General features: G+C 58.4%; 15 protein-coding genes. 7 read left to right on the top strand and 8 right to left on the bottom strand.

Annotated elements, in window-relative coordinates; genetic code table 11:
* The first annotated feature begins 6 nt into the window (after positions 1–6).
* From G0Q00_RS10450 to G0Q00_RS10470, 5 genes are all read left to right on the top strand, one after another.
* Positions 7–1,260, top strand: coding sequence for an ABC transporter substrate-binding protein (locus G0Q00_RS10450; RefSeq protein WP_163039070.1), 1,254 nt, complete (start codon positions 7–9; stop codon positions 1,258–1,260).
* 64 nt (positions 1,261–1,324) lie between these two features.
* Positions 1,325–2,239 carry a carbohydrate ABC transporter permease gene (locus tag G0Q00_RS10455; RefSeq protein ID WP_163039072.1) on the top strand — a complete coding sequence of 305 codons (915 nt, stop codon included), beginning with the start codon at positions 1,325–1,327 and terminating at the stop codon, positions 2,237–2,239.
* A 12-nt stretch (positions 2,240–2,251) separates the two neighbouring features.
* Entirely contained in the window at positions 2,252–3,091 is an 840-nt protein-coding gene (locus G0Q00_RS10460) for a carbohydrate ABC transporter permease (protein WP_163039073.1), read from the top strand.
* A complete protein-coding gene (locus G0Q00_RS10465) occupies positions 3,088–4,122 on the top strand; it encodes a Gfo/Idh/MocA family protein (RefSeq protein WP_163039075.1) in 1,035 nt (344 codons plus the stop codon). The genes G0Q00_RS10460 and G0Q00_RS10465 overlap by 4 nt, the downstream gene beginning before the upstream one ends.
* Positions 4,119–5,117, top strand: coding sequence for an ABC transporter ATP-binding protein (locus tag G0Q00_RS10470; protein ID WP_163039077.1), 999 nt, complete (start codon positions 4,119–4,121; stop codon positions 5,115–5,117). Before G0Q00_RS10465 ends, G0Q00_RS10470 begins: the two co-directional genes overlap by 4 nt.
* Before the next feature lie 163 nt (positions 5,118–5,280).
* Here G0Q00_RS10470 and G0Q00_RS10475 read toward each other — a convergent pair whose 3' ends face one another.
* Genes G0Q00_RS10475 through G0Q00_RS10485 form a run of 3 tightly spaced genes read right to left on the bottom strand, consistent with a single transcriptional unit; the run spans position 5,281 to position 7,207 of the window.
* Complete coding sequence (locus G0Q00_RS10475) at positions 5,281–5,733, bottom strand: GFA family protein (protein ID WP_239058418.1); 453 nt, start codon at positions 5,731–5,733, stop codon at positions 5,281–5,283.
* Positions 5,715–6,725: a class I SAM-dependent methyltransferase gene (locus G0Q00_RS10480; protein WP_163039081.1), complete on the bottom strand. Its 1,011-nt coding sequence runs from the start codon at positions 6,723–6,725 to the stop codon at positions 5,715–5,717. Before G0Q00_RS10480 ends, G0Q00_RS10475 begins: the two co-directional genes overlap by 19 nt.
* Before the next feature lie 53 nt (positions 6,726–6,778).
* Positions 6,779–7,207: a hypothetical protein gene (locus G0Q00_RS10485; RefSeq protein WP_163039082.1), complete on the bottom strand. Its 429-nt coding sequence runs from the start codon at positions 7,205–7,207 to the stop codon at positions 6,779–6,781.
* Positions 7,208–7,356: 149 nt separating this feature from the next.
* Between G0Q00_RS10485 and G0Q00_RS10490 the strand changes: the two genes are divergently transcribed.
* Positions 7,357–8,067, top strand: a complete 711-nt coding sequence (locus G0Q00_RS10490; protein WP_163039084.1) for a helix-turn-helix domain-containing protein — start codon at positions 7,357–7,359, stop codon at positions 8,065–8,067.
* 19 nt (positions 8,068–8,086) lie between these two features.
* Here the strand turns inward: G0Q00_RS10490 and G0Q00_RS10495 are convergent, their stop codons facing one another.
* Positions 8,087–9,025 carry a homocysteine S-methyltransferase family protein gene (locus tag G0Q00_RS10495; RefSeq protein WP_163039086.1) on the bottom strand — a complete coding sequence of 313 codons (939 nt, stop codon included), beginning with the start codon at positions 9,023–9,025 and terminating at the stop codon, positions 8,087–8,089.
* A gap of 295 nt (positions 9,026–9,320) precedes the next feature.
* Between G0Q00_RS10495 and G0Q00_RS10500 the strand changes: the two genes are divergently transcribed.
* Positions 9,321–10,157 carry a c-type cytochrome gene (locus tag G0Q00_RS10500; RefSeq protein ID WP_163039088.1) on the top strand — a complete coding sequence of 279 codons (837 nt, stop codon included), beginning with the start codon at positions 9,321–9,323 and terminating at the stop codon, positions 10,155–10,157.
* Between the two features lie 289 nt (positions 10,158–10,446).
* Here the strand turns inward: G0Q00_RS10500 and G0Q00_RS10505 are convergent, their stop codons facing one another.
* Genes G0Q00_RS10505 through acsA form a run of 4 tightly spaced genes read right to left on the bottom strand, consistent with a single transcriptional unit; the run spans position 10,447 to position 15,590 of the window.
* Entirely contained in the window at positions 10,447–10,695 is a 249-nt protein-coding gene (locus G0Q00_RS10505; RefSeq protein ID WP_163039090.1) for an acyl carrier protein, read from the bottom strand.
* Complete coding sequence (locus tag G0Q00_RS10510) at positions 10,692–11,858, bottom strand: dihydrolipoamide acetyltransferase family protein (RefSeq protein WP_163039092.1); 1,167 nt, start codon at positions 11,856–11,858, stop codon at positions 10,692–10,694. The genes G0Q00_RS10505 and G0Q00_RS10510 overlap by 4 nt, the downstream gene beginning before the upstream one ends.
* 1 nt (position 11,859) lies before the next feature.
* Entirely contained in the window at positions 11,860–13,854 is a 1,995-nt protein-coding gene (gene pdhA, locus G0Q00_RS10515) for a pyruvate dehydrogenase (acetyl-transferring) E1 component subunit alpha (protein ID WP_163039094.1), read from the bottom strand.
* Positions 13,851–15,590: an acetate--CoA ligase gene (gene acsA, locus G0Q00_RS10520; RefSeq protein WP_163039095.1), complete on the bottom strand. Its 1,740-nt coding sequence runs from the start codon at positions 15,588–15,590 to the stop codon at positions 13,851–13,853. The genes pdhA and acsA overlap by 4 nt, the downstream gene beginning before the upstream one ends.
* Positions 15,591–15,922: the final 332 nt, after the last annotated feature.

Below are 15,922 nucleotides of genomic sequence, written 5' to 3' on the forward strand. Positions count from 1 at the left end.
GAAAAAATGAAACGCAAAATTATCTCGCTGGCACTGGCTGGCACCGCATTGGTCGCGACAAGCGCCTATGCCGAGGACGTCACGCTGACCATCGAAAGCTGGCGCAACGACGACCTGACCCTGTGGCAGGACAAAATCATCCCGGCCTTTGAAGCCGAGCATCCCGGCATCAAGGTGAAGTTCACCCCTTCGGCCCCTGCAGAATACAACGCGGTGCTGAATTCGAAACTGGACGCCGGATCTGCTGGCGACCTGATCACCTGCCGCCCGTTCGACGCCTCGCTTGCACTTTTCGATGCCGGTCACTTGGCTGATCTGGACGACATGGAAGCCATGGGCAACTTCTCGGACGTGGCGAAATCCGCATGGCAGACGGATGATGGCTCGGCCAGCTTCTGTGTGCCGATGGCATCGGTGATCCACGGCTTCATCTACAACAAGGACGCGTTTGCCGAGCTGGGCATCGAGGTTCCGACCACCGAAGCCGAGTTCTTTGCCGCGCTCGACACCATCAAGGAAGACGGCAGCTATATCCCGATGGCGATGGGCACCAACGACCAGTGGGAAGCCGCGACTATGGGCTATAACAACATCGGTCCGAACTATTGGAAGGGTGAAGAGGGTCGTCTGGCGCTAATCAAAGGCGAACAGAAGCTGACCGACCCGCAATGGGTAGCCCCCTATGCGACGCTGGCCAAATGGGGCGGCTATCTGGGCGACGGCTACGAAGCCCAGACCTATCCGGACAGCCAAAACCTGTTCACGCTGGGCCGCGCTGCGGTCTATCCGGCTGGTTCGTGGGAAATCTCGGGCTTCAACGCCTTGGTTGATTTCGAAATGGGCGCCTTCAAGCCGCCAGTCCAGAACGCGGGCGACACCTGCTATATCTCGGACCACACCGATATCGGCATCGGCATGAACGCCAAGACTGCCAACCCGGAAGCTGCCAAGACCTTCCTGTCTTGGGTCGCCAGCCCCGAGTTCGCGTCGATCTTCGGCAACGCTCTGCCCGGCTTCTTCCCGCTGTCCAGCACACCTGTTGAACTGGAAGATCCGCTGGCAAAAGAGATCGTAGGCTGGCGCGGCGAGTGCGAAAGCACCATCCGCTCGACCTATCAGATCCTGTCGCGTGGCACGCCGAACCTTGAGAACGATACCTGGGGCGCGTCGGTCGCTGCTATCAAAGGCACCTCGACGCCTGAAGAGCTGGGCCAAAAGCTGCAGAACGGTCTGGCTAGCTGGTACGCACCGCAGCAGTAACCTCCCTCTGTTGCAAACGACCCGGACGCTTTGATGGCGTCCGGGCACACACCCGGAGTTTCCCATGCAAAAGCCTCGTATCCGTTGGCATATTGCCGTGTTCCTTGCACCTGCGGTGCTTGTCTATACGGCGGTGATGATCTTCCCGCTTTTCAACACGCTGCGTCTGTCCTTGTTCAGCAAGGTTGATCAAGAGCGCGTCTATGTCGGGCTTCAGAACTTCCAGACTCTGTTCGGAGATCCTTTCTGGTCGGAACAGTTTTGGAATGCACTGGGCAACAACTTCTGGTTCTTCCTGATCCATATGCTGGTTCAAAACCCGATCGGCATCGCTCTGGCCGCGATCCTCAGCCATCCCCGGCTGCGCTTCGCCGCTCTGTATCGGTCGGCCATTTTCATCCCGACAATCCTCAGCTTCGTGATTGTTGGCTTCGCCTGGAAACTGATCCTGTCGCCCATCTGGGGCATTGCACCCGGCATGCTGGATGCAGTGGGTCTGAAATCCCTGTTTGCGCCCTGGTTGGGCAAAGAAGAATACGCATTGACCACGCTTGCGCTGATCTCGGTCTGGCAGTTCGTCGGCATCCCGATGATGCTGATCTACGCCGCCCTTCTGTCGATCCCCGAAGAGGTTCTGGAAGCAGGCGAGATCGACGGGATCACCGGTATGTCCGCATTCTGGAAGATCAAACTTCCCCTGATCCTGCCGTCGATTGGCATTATCTCGATCCTGACTTTTGTCGGCAACTTCAACGCGTTCGACCTGATCTATGCCGCCCAAGGCGCGCTGGCGGGGCCAGATTTCTCGACCGATATTCTGGGTACCTTCATGTACCGGACTTTCTTTGGCTTCCAGCTGCAACTGGGCGACCCCCATATGGGATCTGCCATCGCTGGCGCCATGTTCGCGATCATCCTGGTGGGTGTCTGCATCTATCTATTCGGCATCCAAACCCGGATGCGCCGGTATCAGCTGTAAGGAGTTAGGACCATGAATCAGGCCCGCACAAACCCGCTTAATACAGCCGCAATGCATGGCGCGCTGATCCTTTACACGCTGATTGCTCTGTTCCCGGTCTTCGTGATCCTGATCAACAGCTTCAAGACGCGCAAAGCCATCTTCCGCGAGCCTTTGGCGATGCCGGATGCAGACAGTTTTTCGATGATCGGCTATCAGACGGTGATGAAGCAGGGGGATTTCTTCCTCTACTTCCAGAACTCGATGATCGTGACCGTGGCGTCCTTGTTCTTCGTGCTGCTGTTCGGCGCCATGGCGGCCTTCGCGCTGAGTGAATACCGCTTCAAGGGCAACACGCTGATGGGGCTGTACCTTGCCCTTGGCATCATGATCCCGATCCGCATCGGCACCGTGGCCATTCTTGAAATGATGGTGGCAACCGGACTGGTCAACTCGCTCTGGGCACTGATCCTTGTTTATACCGCACAAGGTCTGCCGCTAGCCGTCTTCATCCTGTCCGAGTTCATGCGGCAGGTGTCGGACGACCTGAAAAACGCAGGCCGGATCGACGGGCTGTCGGAATACACGATCTTCTTTAAACTGGTGCTGCCGCTGGTGCGCCCAGCGATGGCAACGGTCGCTGTATTCAACATGATCCCGATCTGGAACGACCTGTGGTTCCCGCTGATCCTGGCCCCGGCCGAAGAAACCAAGACACTTACCTTGGGCAGCCAAGTCTTTATCGGTCAGTTCGTAACCGACTGGAATGCGGTCCTGTCCGCCCTGTCGATGGCAATCCTGCCGGTTCTGGTGCTCTATGTCATCTTCTCGCGTCAGCTGATCCGCGGCATCACCTCGGGAGCTGTGAAATGACCCGTGTTCTGATCGCAGGTTTGGGCAATATGGGGATGAGCCACGCGTTGGCACATCACCATCATCCGGACGCCGAGATTGTTGGGCTGGTCAATCGGTCAGGTAAGGTGGACGCCCCCGATCTGGCCCCCTACCCCGTCTTCACCGATTTCCACGAGGCCCTTGCCACCACTCACCCCGACCTCGTGGTCATCGCCACCTATTCTGACAGCCACGCCAACTTCGCTGTGGCCGCGATGGAAGCCGGTGCACATGTCTTCGTCGAAAAGCCCTTGGCAACGACGGCCGAAGATGCGCGCCGGGTGGTGGATACGGCGACCCGGCTGGGTCGGAAGCTGGTCGTAGGATATATCCTGCGCCACCACCCCAGCTGGGTGCGCCTGATTTCTGAGGCCCGCGCCCTAGGTGGACCCTACGTGTTCCGTATGAACCTGAACCAGCAAAGCGAAGGTGCCGAGTGGGAGACCCACAAGGCACTGATGCAAACCACGGCGCCGATCGTTGATTGCGGCGTGCATTATGTGGATGTCTGGTGCCAGATCACGGATGCCAAACCCGTGCGCGTGAACGCGATGGGCTTGCGCCTGTCGGACGAAATCGCGCCCGACATGTACAATTACGGCCAGTTTCAGGTCACCTTCGACGACGATTCCGTCGGCTGGTACGAAGCTGGCTGGGGTCCCATGATGTCCGAGACAGCGTTTTTCGTGAAAGACGTGATCTCACCCGCTGGGTCGGTGTCAATCACAGAAGCCGACAAAGCCGGGTCTTCCGATGTGGACGGCCATACCAAGGTTGGTGGATTGCTGGTCCATCGCCCCGATGGCGACACCTTGATCGACCTGCCGGATGAGCCCGGCCATCAAGAGCTCTGCGACGCCGAGCAAGCCTATATGCTGCGCGCGATCCGTGAAGATATCGACCTTACCCGACATATGCAGGACGCCGTTCAGTCGCTAGCCATTTGCCTGGCAGCCGACGAAAGCGTCCGTTCTGGACAACCCGTAAACCTGATGGAGGTGACGTCATGACGGCGCTGACCCTGACCAATGTGAACAAATCCTTCGGGAAAGTTCATGTACTGAAAGACATCAATATCGAAATCGAAGAAGGCGAATTCGTTGTCTTCGTTGGCCCATCCGGTTGCGGTAAATCCACCCTTCTGCGCGTGATCGCGGGGCTGGAAGACGCCAGCTCGGGCGAGATCCGCATCGGGGACGATGTGGTCAACATGACCCCGCCGTCCAAGCGCGGCATCGCGATGGTGTTCCAAAGCTACGCGCTTTATCCGCACCTGAACGTGCGCAAGAACATGTCGCTGGCGCTGAAACAAGAAAAGCAGCCCAAGGATGTGATCGACGCCCGCGTGGCCGAAGCCAGCCGGATGCTGAATCTGGAAGAGTATCTGGACCGCCTCCCATCTGAACTCTCGGGTGGTCAGCGCCAGCGTGTCGCCATCGGACGCGCCATCGTGCGCCAGCCGAAAATCTTCCTGTTCGACGAACCCCTGTCAAACCTCGACGCAGCCCTGCGCATGAACACACGGATCGAGATAGCCGGCCTGCATGCGCAGCTTGGGACGTCGATGATCTATGTAACCCATGACCAGACCGAAGCGATGACACTGGCCGACAAAATCGTCGTTCTGCGCGACGGACGGGTCGAACAGATCGGTAGCCCGATGGAGCTGTATAACAACCCGGCGAACCAGTTTGTCGCGGGATTCCTGGGCTCTCCGGCAATGAATTTCTTCCCGGCGGGTCAGGTAGCAGAAGGCGATGATCGGACAATGGGTGTGCGGCCCGAGGATCTGTATCTGGCGGACGATGGCGCGTTAAAGGTTGATGTCAGCCACGTTGAAAAGCTTGGCGGAGATACAAACGTAATTGCCAATTTCGGTGGCCAACAAATTACTGCGCGCCTGTTCGGTCAGCATGACATTGCAGAGGGGCAGTCCCTGTCACTCGGCTTCGACGCCGATAAGGCCTATTTCTTTAGCCCGGACGGCGAACGCCTTTACGAGTAATCAAACTATCACTGAGACAGATAGGCCTTGATCTACGGCCGTACGGAAAACGTAGCCCGCAATAACCGACCAGTCTGCGCGGCGTCATACTTGTGTCGATTGCTAACCTCTTGCTTGGTGTTTGACGGAAGGGCTGATTTCTGGAACCTTCCCAACAAGCCCATCAATCTGCGGTATCACCAGTTTTGGACGCGAGGATTTTCGCATAGCGTGCGATGCTTTCCTTCGACCAGGTTTTCACGGGATCATAGTACTTGTCGAACTGCGGCGACTGGTCGGACAGAAGGACATGGGCCTGCTTGGACGATGTATAGATGTGTACATCGGGTGGCATCAGGCTTGGGTCATCCAGCGTTCCGGCGCGTATGAAAAGCACGTGATTTCCAACCTTCTGCAGGGCGTGATACTTGCTCCAGACGGCAACACCGCATTCCGGACAGCGCGAGATTGTCTGTCCGGCCCCGCTGGGTGTTTTCACGGGGTGGTCGTGCACCGCGCCAGAGAGAAGCTCTACCCGATCCTCTTCGATCAATGCATTGACCGCGTAGGCCGCACCGGTCTGGGTTTGGCAGAATGTGCAATGGCAGCCATGCACAATCAAAGGTTTGGAGTACATGTGATAGCGCACATGACCGCAGGTGCACCCGCCCGCATAGGGTTCAAAGACCGCCCCTGCATCTGCAGTTTCGTCGGAAACATTCTCCATTCTATGTCCTTTGACTGCTGCGGCGAGGTCGCGGAGATCATCCACGAAGCGCTGTTCATCCAGATACCGTCTGCATCGTGATGCTCCGAGGAGAACAACGCTTGCAGATCCGTTTCGATGGCGGAACGCTTGCGTTCGCCCACGTCGCCCGCCGTGCGAAAAATCTCGCCCGCAGGGCCGAGCGCCAGTTGAAACGCGATCGCCTCGTCAATTGTTCGCCCGACCAGGACCTTTGCGTCAATCTTTTCAAATGAGATGTCGGTGAAGCCTGCCGCCTCCATTTGGGTGCGTACAACCGCGGGGTCCGCCATCGAAAACGGACCCGGGCCGCAGCTGGGCGCGTCGGCATCCGGCTGTGGCAGGTGCTTTAGCAGAACCGAGCGGGCAGCAGCCAGCCACGGGTTTTCCGCGCGCTGTCGCCAGACAATGTGGGTCAGCCGCCCACCGGGGCGAAGTGCTTTGCGCATGGTGCGCAGGCCAGACACGGGGTTCACGAAGAACATGGTTCCGAAACGGGCGAAGACATTGTCATACTGCCGTTCGGGCAGGTTGTTTTCGGCGTCTGCGACGTGAAATTCAGCGTTCCCGATTTCAGAGCTTTGCAATTCGGTCTGCGCAACATCTACGAAATCCGGGCAGCAATCGATCCCGGATACGTGGCCTTTCGGACCAACCATCCGCGCCAGCGCCAACGTGGTGTCGCCAAAACCGCATCCAACATCGAGAACCCGCGCGCCGTTCTGGATTTCAAGGCGCGGAAACACCTGCGCGCTGTGGCGCGACAGGCCGCCTTCCAGAATGTGGCGATAGGTCAGGAACTTCGGCGCCAGTACATCCTTCCAGAATTCAACAATCGGCGAGACTGGCGCCACAAAGGTGGTGGTGTGGTCAATCTTTGTCATGGAAATACTCCTTGAAAAGCCGGGTCGCATGGTCAGCGCAACCCGGGGGATCATCAGGCGGCCAAAGGACGAGCCCAGCTGTAATGCGGGGCACGTTCGCCGCGCAGGTAACGAAGGATGTCCGTGGTATCGACGACAAGCGACACTAGGTTCGTCACGAACAGCACGGCAATCCAGCTTGCCAGCTGCGGATCGGCTTGAATTGCCTCAAGCCGGGTGGCCATCCAGGCGAACATCGGGATCCACATCAGGTGGACAATGCCCAAGATGCGCGTGAAGCCAATCCGGTCGTAGATCAGGGCCTGCCCGGCAACAGCAACACCGGTAACGGCCAGCAAGACCTGTGCCTCGATATGCGTGATGAAATACAGACAGCCCAGATTGACGCCGACCAGCCAGACATTCCAGATCCGCGGGACGATGCGAAACCGCAGATAGACGACGCCGAAGATCTGCAGCACGTTTTTCACGAAGTTGTACATGATTTCCTCCTTCTGTTGCCGGTGTGGTCCGGCGATGAAGAAGGAATACTCAAGCAGGCAAGCGGGAAATACTGCGCCCAGTGTAGTAAACAACTACGTATTGCGTAGTTAGCCTGCGCCACACTATCCTGACATCAGGAGGTTCCACCATGCGCAGCTATGGCCAGTTCTGTCCCGTTGCAAAGTCGGCAGAGATTCTGGGAAACCCTTGGACATTGTTGATTGTCCGAGAGCTACTTTTGGGCAGCAGCCGGTTTTCCACGCTGCAAAAGGGTCTTCCCCGGATATCCCCGACCGTTCTGAACACACGGCTTAAAGAGCTGGAGGAAAACGGTGTAATCGTGAAGCGCCGGCTGAGCGGCCAGCGCGGGCATGAATACCGTTTGACCCCCGCCGGGAAAGAGCTGTCTGCCGTGGTCGAGGCGCTGGTTGTTTGGGGGATGCGCTGGGCGCGGGATGAAATGGATGACGACGATCTGGATGTGACGTTTCTGATGTTCGACATCCAGCGCAACTTGAAGCTGGACGAGCTGCCGGGGGGTGAAACCGTCCTGTGTTTCCAGTTCCCGGGTCTTGAAGAATTCGGAAAGTGGTGGCTGGTCTGCGCGCAGAAAGAGGTGGACCTGTGTTATCAGGATCCGGGGAAAGACATCGATGTGTTCGTGACCGCGTCATTGCGCGACATGATGGAGGTCTGGATGGGCGATGTCCCCCTGTCAGAGGCGCTTGCGGATGAACGCATTGTGCTGATCGGGGAAACTGCCATCTGCAATCGGTTCCGTAAATGGTTCCCGCTGTCGACGGCCGCCGGCATTCCACGGCCTGCCGACGCAGAGCGGCATCCTGATTTCGGTGTTTGACGCCTCGAACTTCGACCGTTCAGTGTTTTCTTGAAACCGCATCTGCGATTTGGATCAAATGCCGCGAGTCCGTGCCGCAGCAACCACCGACGATATTGATTTGGGGAAACTTCGCGCAGATCATGGCAAGTTGCTGTCCCAACTCCATCGGATCGCCATCATCAAGTTCCTCGGCTTCATCCAATTCGGCGTGGCTGCACCGGGACGCATTGGCAACAATCCCTTTCAAACGCTGCATCCAAGGGTCATCCGTCAGCACATCGTCGAAATGATCGGGATGTGCGCAGTTTATCATGAAATAGCACGCATAGCTGTCCGTCGCGGCGTCCACTTCTTCGATGGCGTCCTTCAACGTTGCCCCTGTCGGCAGGCGGCCATCGGTTTCGACTGTGAACGCGATAATCACAGGCAGGTTGTGTTGCTTTGCGGCCAACACCATCCCCACCGCTTCGGCAGGATAGGCCACGGTGTATCCACTGATCAGATCGACATCCGTCTCGGCCAGCGCAGAGACCTGCTCGGAATGATAGGCTGTTGCCTCGTCCGCATTCATCTGATCCCCGGGCGCATAGGCGTCATCACGCGGGCCAATGTTGGCACTTAGGAGTGTCGGCAGATCGTGCGACGCCGAACGCACGTCCGCCATAAGCGCGACGGCCTGTTTGCTCAGTTCAACAAGGCGGTCAGGCGCGTACCCGATTGCGGCGCCACGATCCCGGTTCGCCACCCAGGTCGGGCTTTCAAGGATGACGCCCACGCCCGCCGATTTTCCAATCTCGATAAGCTCCTGAAAATAACGCCGCAGGATCTTCCGGCCTTTCTCGGTCTCGAGCAACGGGTAGGAGGCAAAACCGGGCAAATCGATACCTTGCGTAAACAGCAAATCCGTTTCCATACCGGTATAGGCGAGGAATGTTCCGCCTTCGAGTTGCGGTAGCTTGTCACGATAAAGCGCCATCACGTCCTCCCAATCCCAAATGCATCTATGGTAGGTCTGGGGAAAGGACACGGTCAAGGCGACGCAAAATCGTCCGCCTCATTTGCAGTCCAGACATACTTTGGCTTGGGAGACTGATCCTCAAGACCAGCCTCCCGCGCTGCAGATATCGGTCTTACCAACGGTAGAATATGATGCGAGGGATCGCCCACTTCGAACGTCCATAGGTTTCCCTAGGCTATTCGACTATTCACGGCTATTATCCTTGTGGTGCGACATATTGTCTCAGACTAGAATTCCAGAAGGAGGTCTTTTCATGCACAAGTTTATTGTTATTTTTACGTTCTCATCCATGGCCACATTTGCGAGCGCCGAAGTATCTGTTGAACGAGGTGAGTACCTTGTTCGAGGGCCCGCAGGTTGTGGGAACTGCCATACACCGCAGACCCCCAACGGCCCCGACATGTCCAACGAGCTGGGCGGCTTCCTGGTCGAAAAGAACCCCGCTTTTGAAGCTTGGGCTGCCAACATCACTCCGGGAGGTCGCGTCTCTGACTGGAGCGACCAAGAGCTGGCCAGGGCGATACGCGAGGGAATTCGGCCGGATGGCACCGTAATCGGACCACCCATGCCCATTGGACTGTACCGAGGTGTTTCAGACGACGATCTCTATTCAATCGTGGCGTTCCTGCGAACCGTTCCAGCGAGCGACATCGAAACACCGTCTTCAACCTACAACATTCCGCTTCCGCCTGCATACGGACCGCCCATCGACAGCGTTACGGCACCTCCACAGTCAGTCAGCGTTGAGTACGGAGCGTACCTCGCGGGACCGATCGCGCACTGCATCGAATGCCATACACCAATGGGCGAGAAAGGCCCCATGCTTGATACTCATCTAGGATCGGGAGGGTTTGAATTTCATGGTCCATGGGGGACCTCTGTCTCTGCAAACCTGACCACGCATTCCGACGGACTGGCGGCTTATTCGGACGACGAGATCAAACAGATGATCACCGAAGGTGTCCGCCCCGACGGCACCCGCATGCTCCCACCGATGGGGTATCACCATTATGCTGCGATGACAGAGAACGATCTGGATGCGGTCATTTTGTATTTGCGTCAGCTGCCCCCCTTACCGGATGGCGGATAAACCAACTTTGCCGCAAGCGTAAATTTTTGTTTGGAACTGCACCCACTGAGCGACCTTGGGCGAGGTGCGCAACGGATAGCCGCAACGAGATCGAAAGCGTGTCCTGATAAGGGGGCCGGGAGCGCAGGGGTGGCTAGAGTTCTCAGGGTGCTCCGTGCGCCCTCCCGTGGGCCGAGAGATGGTACAGGGGTGCCACCATGCCCGGCATGCGCAAGCAATTAGGGCGGAAAGCAGCCCTTCGCCACAAGTCGCGTCTTTGTCCGCGTCTCTGGAAATATGGTACTACGTCTTATCCGGTGATCTTGCCAGCGAGGTATCGAACAGCCTTGGCCGGGGTATCGATCTCTGGATACTCAGCTTCGGGGATCGATATGCCGAGGCGTTCGTGTAAAGCTGTGACGAGGGATAAGATATCCATCGAATCCAGCTCCAGATCATCCTGAAGATGGTCATCATCGGATACGTCGGCGGGATCGATATCTGGTGCAACCTTGTGGATTTCACTCAGGACGATATCTCTGATTTCACTGTCGTTCATAATTCCTCCGGTCTTGAAAGCTTCTCAGCCAACACAGTCAGATATTTCGATGCTTGCAGCCCGTCGCAGACACGGTGGTCGGCCGAGAGAACAAATGTCATCACTTCGCGAGGTTCGATCGCGTCCCCCACCACCCATGGCCGGACCTGGGGGGCGCCGACCGTCAGAAGTGCGACCTGTGGAGGGAAAATTACACCGGTCATTTGCTCGGCACCTTTTTCGCCCAGGCTTGACACCGTCAGTGTCCCACGGGTCATTTCTGAACCGCGCAACCGCCCGCTTCTGGCCCGGGTGACAAGATCCCTCATCCCGGCCATGACATCATCAAGCGACATGGTGTCGGTCCGATGCAGCGCCGGTGCGATCAGTCCTCCACCGCGCAATGAAATGGCCACACCCGTGTTGATCTCGTCCGACTGGACAAAAGCGCCATCGGTGAAATGGCCGTTCAACGTTTTGACCGAGCGCGCGGCAAGGGCGGCGGCTTTCACGAGCACAGCACCCAACAACACCCGTTCGGAAGGGGGGCGGTCAGCGTTTCGGGCGGCAAGCCAGTCCGAGACGCCCTGTGTCTCGATCGTGTGCGATGCAGAAAAATGAGGTATTTCACGTTTTGAACGCACCATTGCAGCGGCAACGGCTTTGCGCATTTCCGAAAGACCACTGTCAGTTGGCTTGGCTATATTCTTCGGTTTCTCGCTTGCTTCGACATCTGCAAGAACGATTGCTCCGTCAGGGCCGCTACCTTGTAGGGTAGAGAGGTCTATTCCCAGCTTTTGTGCTGCACGGCGGGCTGCAGGGCTTGCACCGGCACTTGTCAGCGATCTGGGAGGGGTTACCTTGCCCTTTGGCGCAGTGGGTTTGCTTGCAACAGCTACACTTAGTTGCTTGGAGCTCGGTTCGGGTACGGCCTCGACCGTTGGTGGCTCCTCTGCACCAATCCGGGCCAGTTCTTTGCCAACCGGAACGGTTTGCCCGACACGTGCAATCAATTCCGTTACGATCCCAGCCTCGAAGCTTTCGATCTCGATTGCCCCTTTCTGTGTTTCGACAACGGCCACGACATCGCCCCGGTGTACCTCGTCTCCTGGCTCTATTAGCCATTCGACCAATGTTCCCGCTTCCATGTCCGCGCCCAGTGAAGGCATCCGAAAAACAGCCATATCACGTGCGCCCCATGGTTGCCTTCACCGCCGCGACAATCGCGGGCACCTGCGGGATCGAGGCATCCTCTAGGTGTTTCGGATAGGGGATCGGCACTTCGGCGGCGCAGACCCGTCCAACCGGTGCATCCAGCGTCCAGAACACCTGCTCTGTGATCCGCGCCGAGATTTCCGCCGCCAGCGAGCCGCTGCGCCAGCCTTCATCCACGATGACCGCGCGGTGGGTGCGGGCAACGGATGCCATGATGGTCTCATCATCCAAAGGCCGCAGAGACCGTAGGTCGATTACCTCGGTGTCGACCCCTTCGCTGGCAAGCGCCTCGGCCGCCTCAAGTGTTTTGTAGAGCGAGCCGCCATAGGTGATCAGCGTCACGTCGTTGCCCGGCCTACGGACCGCAGCCTTCGAAATATCAACGGGGCCAGCGTTCGTGTCGATCTTGCCGGACCTGTTGTACAGCATCACGTTCTCGAAGATCAGCACAGGATCAGGGTCCTGCAAGGCGGTCCACAACATGCCGCGCGCATCTTCCAGCGTGGCTGGGGCGAGCACCTTCAGCCCCGGGATATGGGCGTACCAGCCTTCAAGGCTGTGCGAATGCTGCGCGGCCAGTTGCTTGCCTGCACCCGTCGCCATCCGAATGACCACCGGCACACCAAATTGGCCACCAGACATGTGGCGCAGGGTCGCCGCAGTGTTCAGAATCTGGTCCAGCGCCAGCAGGCTAAAATTGACCGTCATAAGTTCGACAATCGGACGCATTCCCGCGCAGGCCGCACCAATCCCGGCCCCGGTGAAGCCGGATTCGGACAGGGGCGTGTCCCGGATGCGATCCGGGCCAAACACCTTCATCAACCCCTTCGACACCGCGTAGCAGCCGCCATAGGCGCCCACATCCTCGCCCATCAGAAAGACACGGTCGTCGCGTGTCATGGCGTCCGAAATCGCGATGCGGACGGCTTCGCGGTAGGTTGTTTCGACCAGAGCGCCAGAGGGCATCGTGACTTCTGGCGGAGGTGCCGAGGGCGCCATGACATCCTTGGTCAGCGTCTCGACAGGCTCCCACGTGCCAGCTTCGGCGAATGCGACCGCTTCGTCGATTTCCGCCGCCACCTCTGCTTCGATCGCGGCAATCTCGTCCTCGTGGATCAGCCCGTTGACCAAAAGCCAGCTTTGGAACCTGACGATTGGCCCCTTTGCGCGCCACATTTCGACCTCGTCCTTGTCGCGGTACAGCTGGGCATCAAACATGGAATGCGGTCGGAAGCGATAGGTGCGGCATTCCAGAAATACCGGCTGCCCGGTGGTGCGAATGTGGTCCAGCGCCTGCATCGCTGCGGCCTCGACCGCGACGACGTCCATGCCATCAACCACGCGCGCCTCGACGCCATAGGCGGCGGCTTTGGTGCTGATGTCGGTCTCGGATTCCGAACGCTCCAGCGCGGTGCCCATCGCGTAGCCGTTGTTTTCGCAGACGAACAGAACCGGAAGCTGCCACAGGGCGGCAAGGTTCATGGATTCGTGGAATTCGCCTTCGGCCACCGCGCCTTCGCCGAAGAAGCAGGCCGTGACCGCGCGGTCGCCCCGCATATGATCGGCCAGTGCCAAGCCCGCCGCCAAGGGAAGCCCGCCGCCGACGATGGCATTGCCACCATAGAAATTCGTCGCAGCATCAAAGAGGTGCATGGACCCGCCACGTCCGCCCGAGCAGCCCTCGGCCTTGCCATACATTTCGGCCAGAACCGACGACATGGACACGCCCCGCATCAGCGCATGGCCGTGTTCGCGATAGGTGGCCACGACTCGGTCCTCGGCGGTCAGGCACGGGATGATCCCCGCCGCAATCGCTTCTTCCCCGTCATAGAGATGCAGAAAGCCGCGGATCTTCTCTTGTGTGTACAGCTCTGCACATTTGTCTTCGAAACGGCGGATGCGGATCATGTCCTGCAACAGCCGACGCACATGGGCGTGGTCCAGTTTTGGTTTGCTGGCGGTCATTTCTCATCCACCTCCAATGTCGAGATATCGCCCTCGGGCAGGCCCAGTTCACGCGCCTTCAAAAGGCGACGCATGATCTTGCCTGACCGGGTTTTGGGCAGAGTTTCACGGAAAACGATTTCACGCGGGGCGACGGCGGCGCCAAGGCGCTTGCGGGCGAGTCCGCGAATATCGCGCTCAAGCGCGTCGCTTGGGGTCTGGCCGGGGTTCAGGGTCACATAGGCTTTGACGACTTCGCCGGCTGTTTCGTCTGGGATGCCAATCGCGGCGGCTTCGGCCACGCTGTCATGTTCGATCAATGCGCTTTCGACCTCGAACGGGCCGATCAGGTGGCCCGAGGACTTGATCAGGTCATCGGCGCGCCCAACGAACCAGAAATACCCATCCGCATCCCGCATGGCGAGGTCGCCGGACAGATACCAGCCGTCCTGAAAGCATTTGTCGTAGCGCGCCTGTTCGTGAAGATAGGTCCGCATCATCGAGGGCCAGCCGGGGCGCAATGCAAGCTCCCCGATTTCGCCATCACCCAGTTCGCGCAGGCCACCGTTGTCTTTTTCGACGATGCCCGCTTGGATGCCGGGCATGGGTTTGCCCATCGACCCCGGTTTAATGTCTTGGGCGCGCGTGTTGGCGATCATGATGCCGCCGGTTTCGGTCTGCCACCAATTGTCGTGGAAGGGCAGGCCGAACACCTCGTGCGACCAGATCACCGCCTCGGGGTTGAGCGGTTCACCGACGCTGGCCAGAAACTGGAGCGCGCTGAAGTCGAAACCTTCCGTGGCCTCTTTACCCGCCCGCATCATCATCCGAATGGCAGTTGGGGCCGAGTACCAGATGGCGACACGTTCCTGTTGGAGTATCCCGTACCAGCGGTCGAGGTTGAACTCGGCTTCGTCGATGATCATCGTCACCCGGTTCACCAGCGGGGAAATGATCCCATAAGTGGTGCCGGTCACCCAGCCCGGATCGGCGGTGCACCAATAGGTCACGCCGGGTTGAAGCTCCAACGCATCGCGCCCGGACATCGCGTGATACAGAACCGCCTCGTGCACATGGACCGCGCCTTTCGGTTTTCCGGTTGTGCCAGACGTAAAGTGGATCAGAGCCGGGTCTTCGGGCTGCGTCCGCACGGCTTGGAAGTCGGGTGAAGCATCTTCGAGCGCCGGACCAAGCGCCACGCATCCTTCGGGCGCGTCGTCGCCGACAATCAAGACCAACTGCAACGACGGGACCTCGTCCCGCCACGCGGCAATCTTGCGTTTATAGAGCGATTTTGTCGTGACCAGCACATTCGCATCACCGATCTCCATCCGAGTTCGAATGGGCTCGGGGCCAAAGGCGGCAAACAGCGGCGTAAACACCATTCCGGCCTTCAGCGTGCCCAAAGCGGCGGCATAAAGCTCGGGCCTCCGTCCCATCGCGACGAAAACACGCGCGCCTTTGGTCAGCCCGTGGGTGTGGAGCAGATTGGCAAAGCGCGATGACATTTCGGCAAGTTCGCGATAGCTGATCGCCTTGCGCTCGTCTGTCTTTGATAACCAGACCAAGGCAACCTGATCGCCGTGCCCCTGTTCAACGTGGCGGTCGACGGCTTCGAACCCGATGTTGATGGCATCGCCCGGCAACCCAGTCAGAAGTTCGCGGCCAAGCTCATGCGCCGAGCGCGCCTTGCCCAGCTCAGCCGGGCGCCAGCATGCCACCGCGCAATCTTCGGGTGTTTTCCCGATAGTGCACATAGTGGTGTCCTCCCGCTTAAAGCTTGGCGGCTCAAACAGGTGGCGGGCAATGATTCAGATCAAGACGCACTTAGAGCCGCTTGGCTTGACGCTAAAAAGAAGCCGTGGCGTAGCCTATACTGACCGAGATTGGTGTTCAGGCCAATTCCGCACTAACATTCAAATTGGACAACATTGGCGAGGCTGATCAATTCCAACGCCCAAATGCATACATCTACATCACTTTCAGGTGTTGAATATGAATGCAGTAACCCCCTCCCAATCCACGCCTATTCAAAGAGCGGCAAAGTCGCCTTTTTAGCTTGGATCAACGAACGTCCAAGAGGGGCCAC

It is taken from the genome of Aliiroseovarius sp. PrR006, assembly GCF_010500215.1.
Taxonomy (GTDB): Bacteria; Pseudomonadota; Alphaproteobacteria; order Rhodobacterales; family Rhodobacteraceae; genus Aliiroseovarius.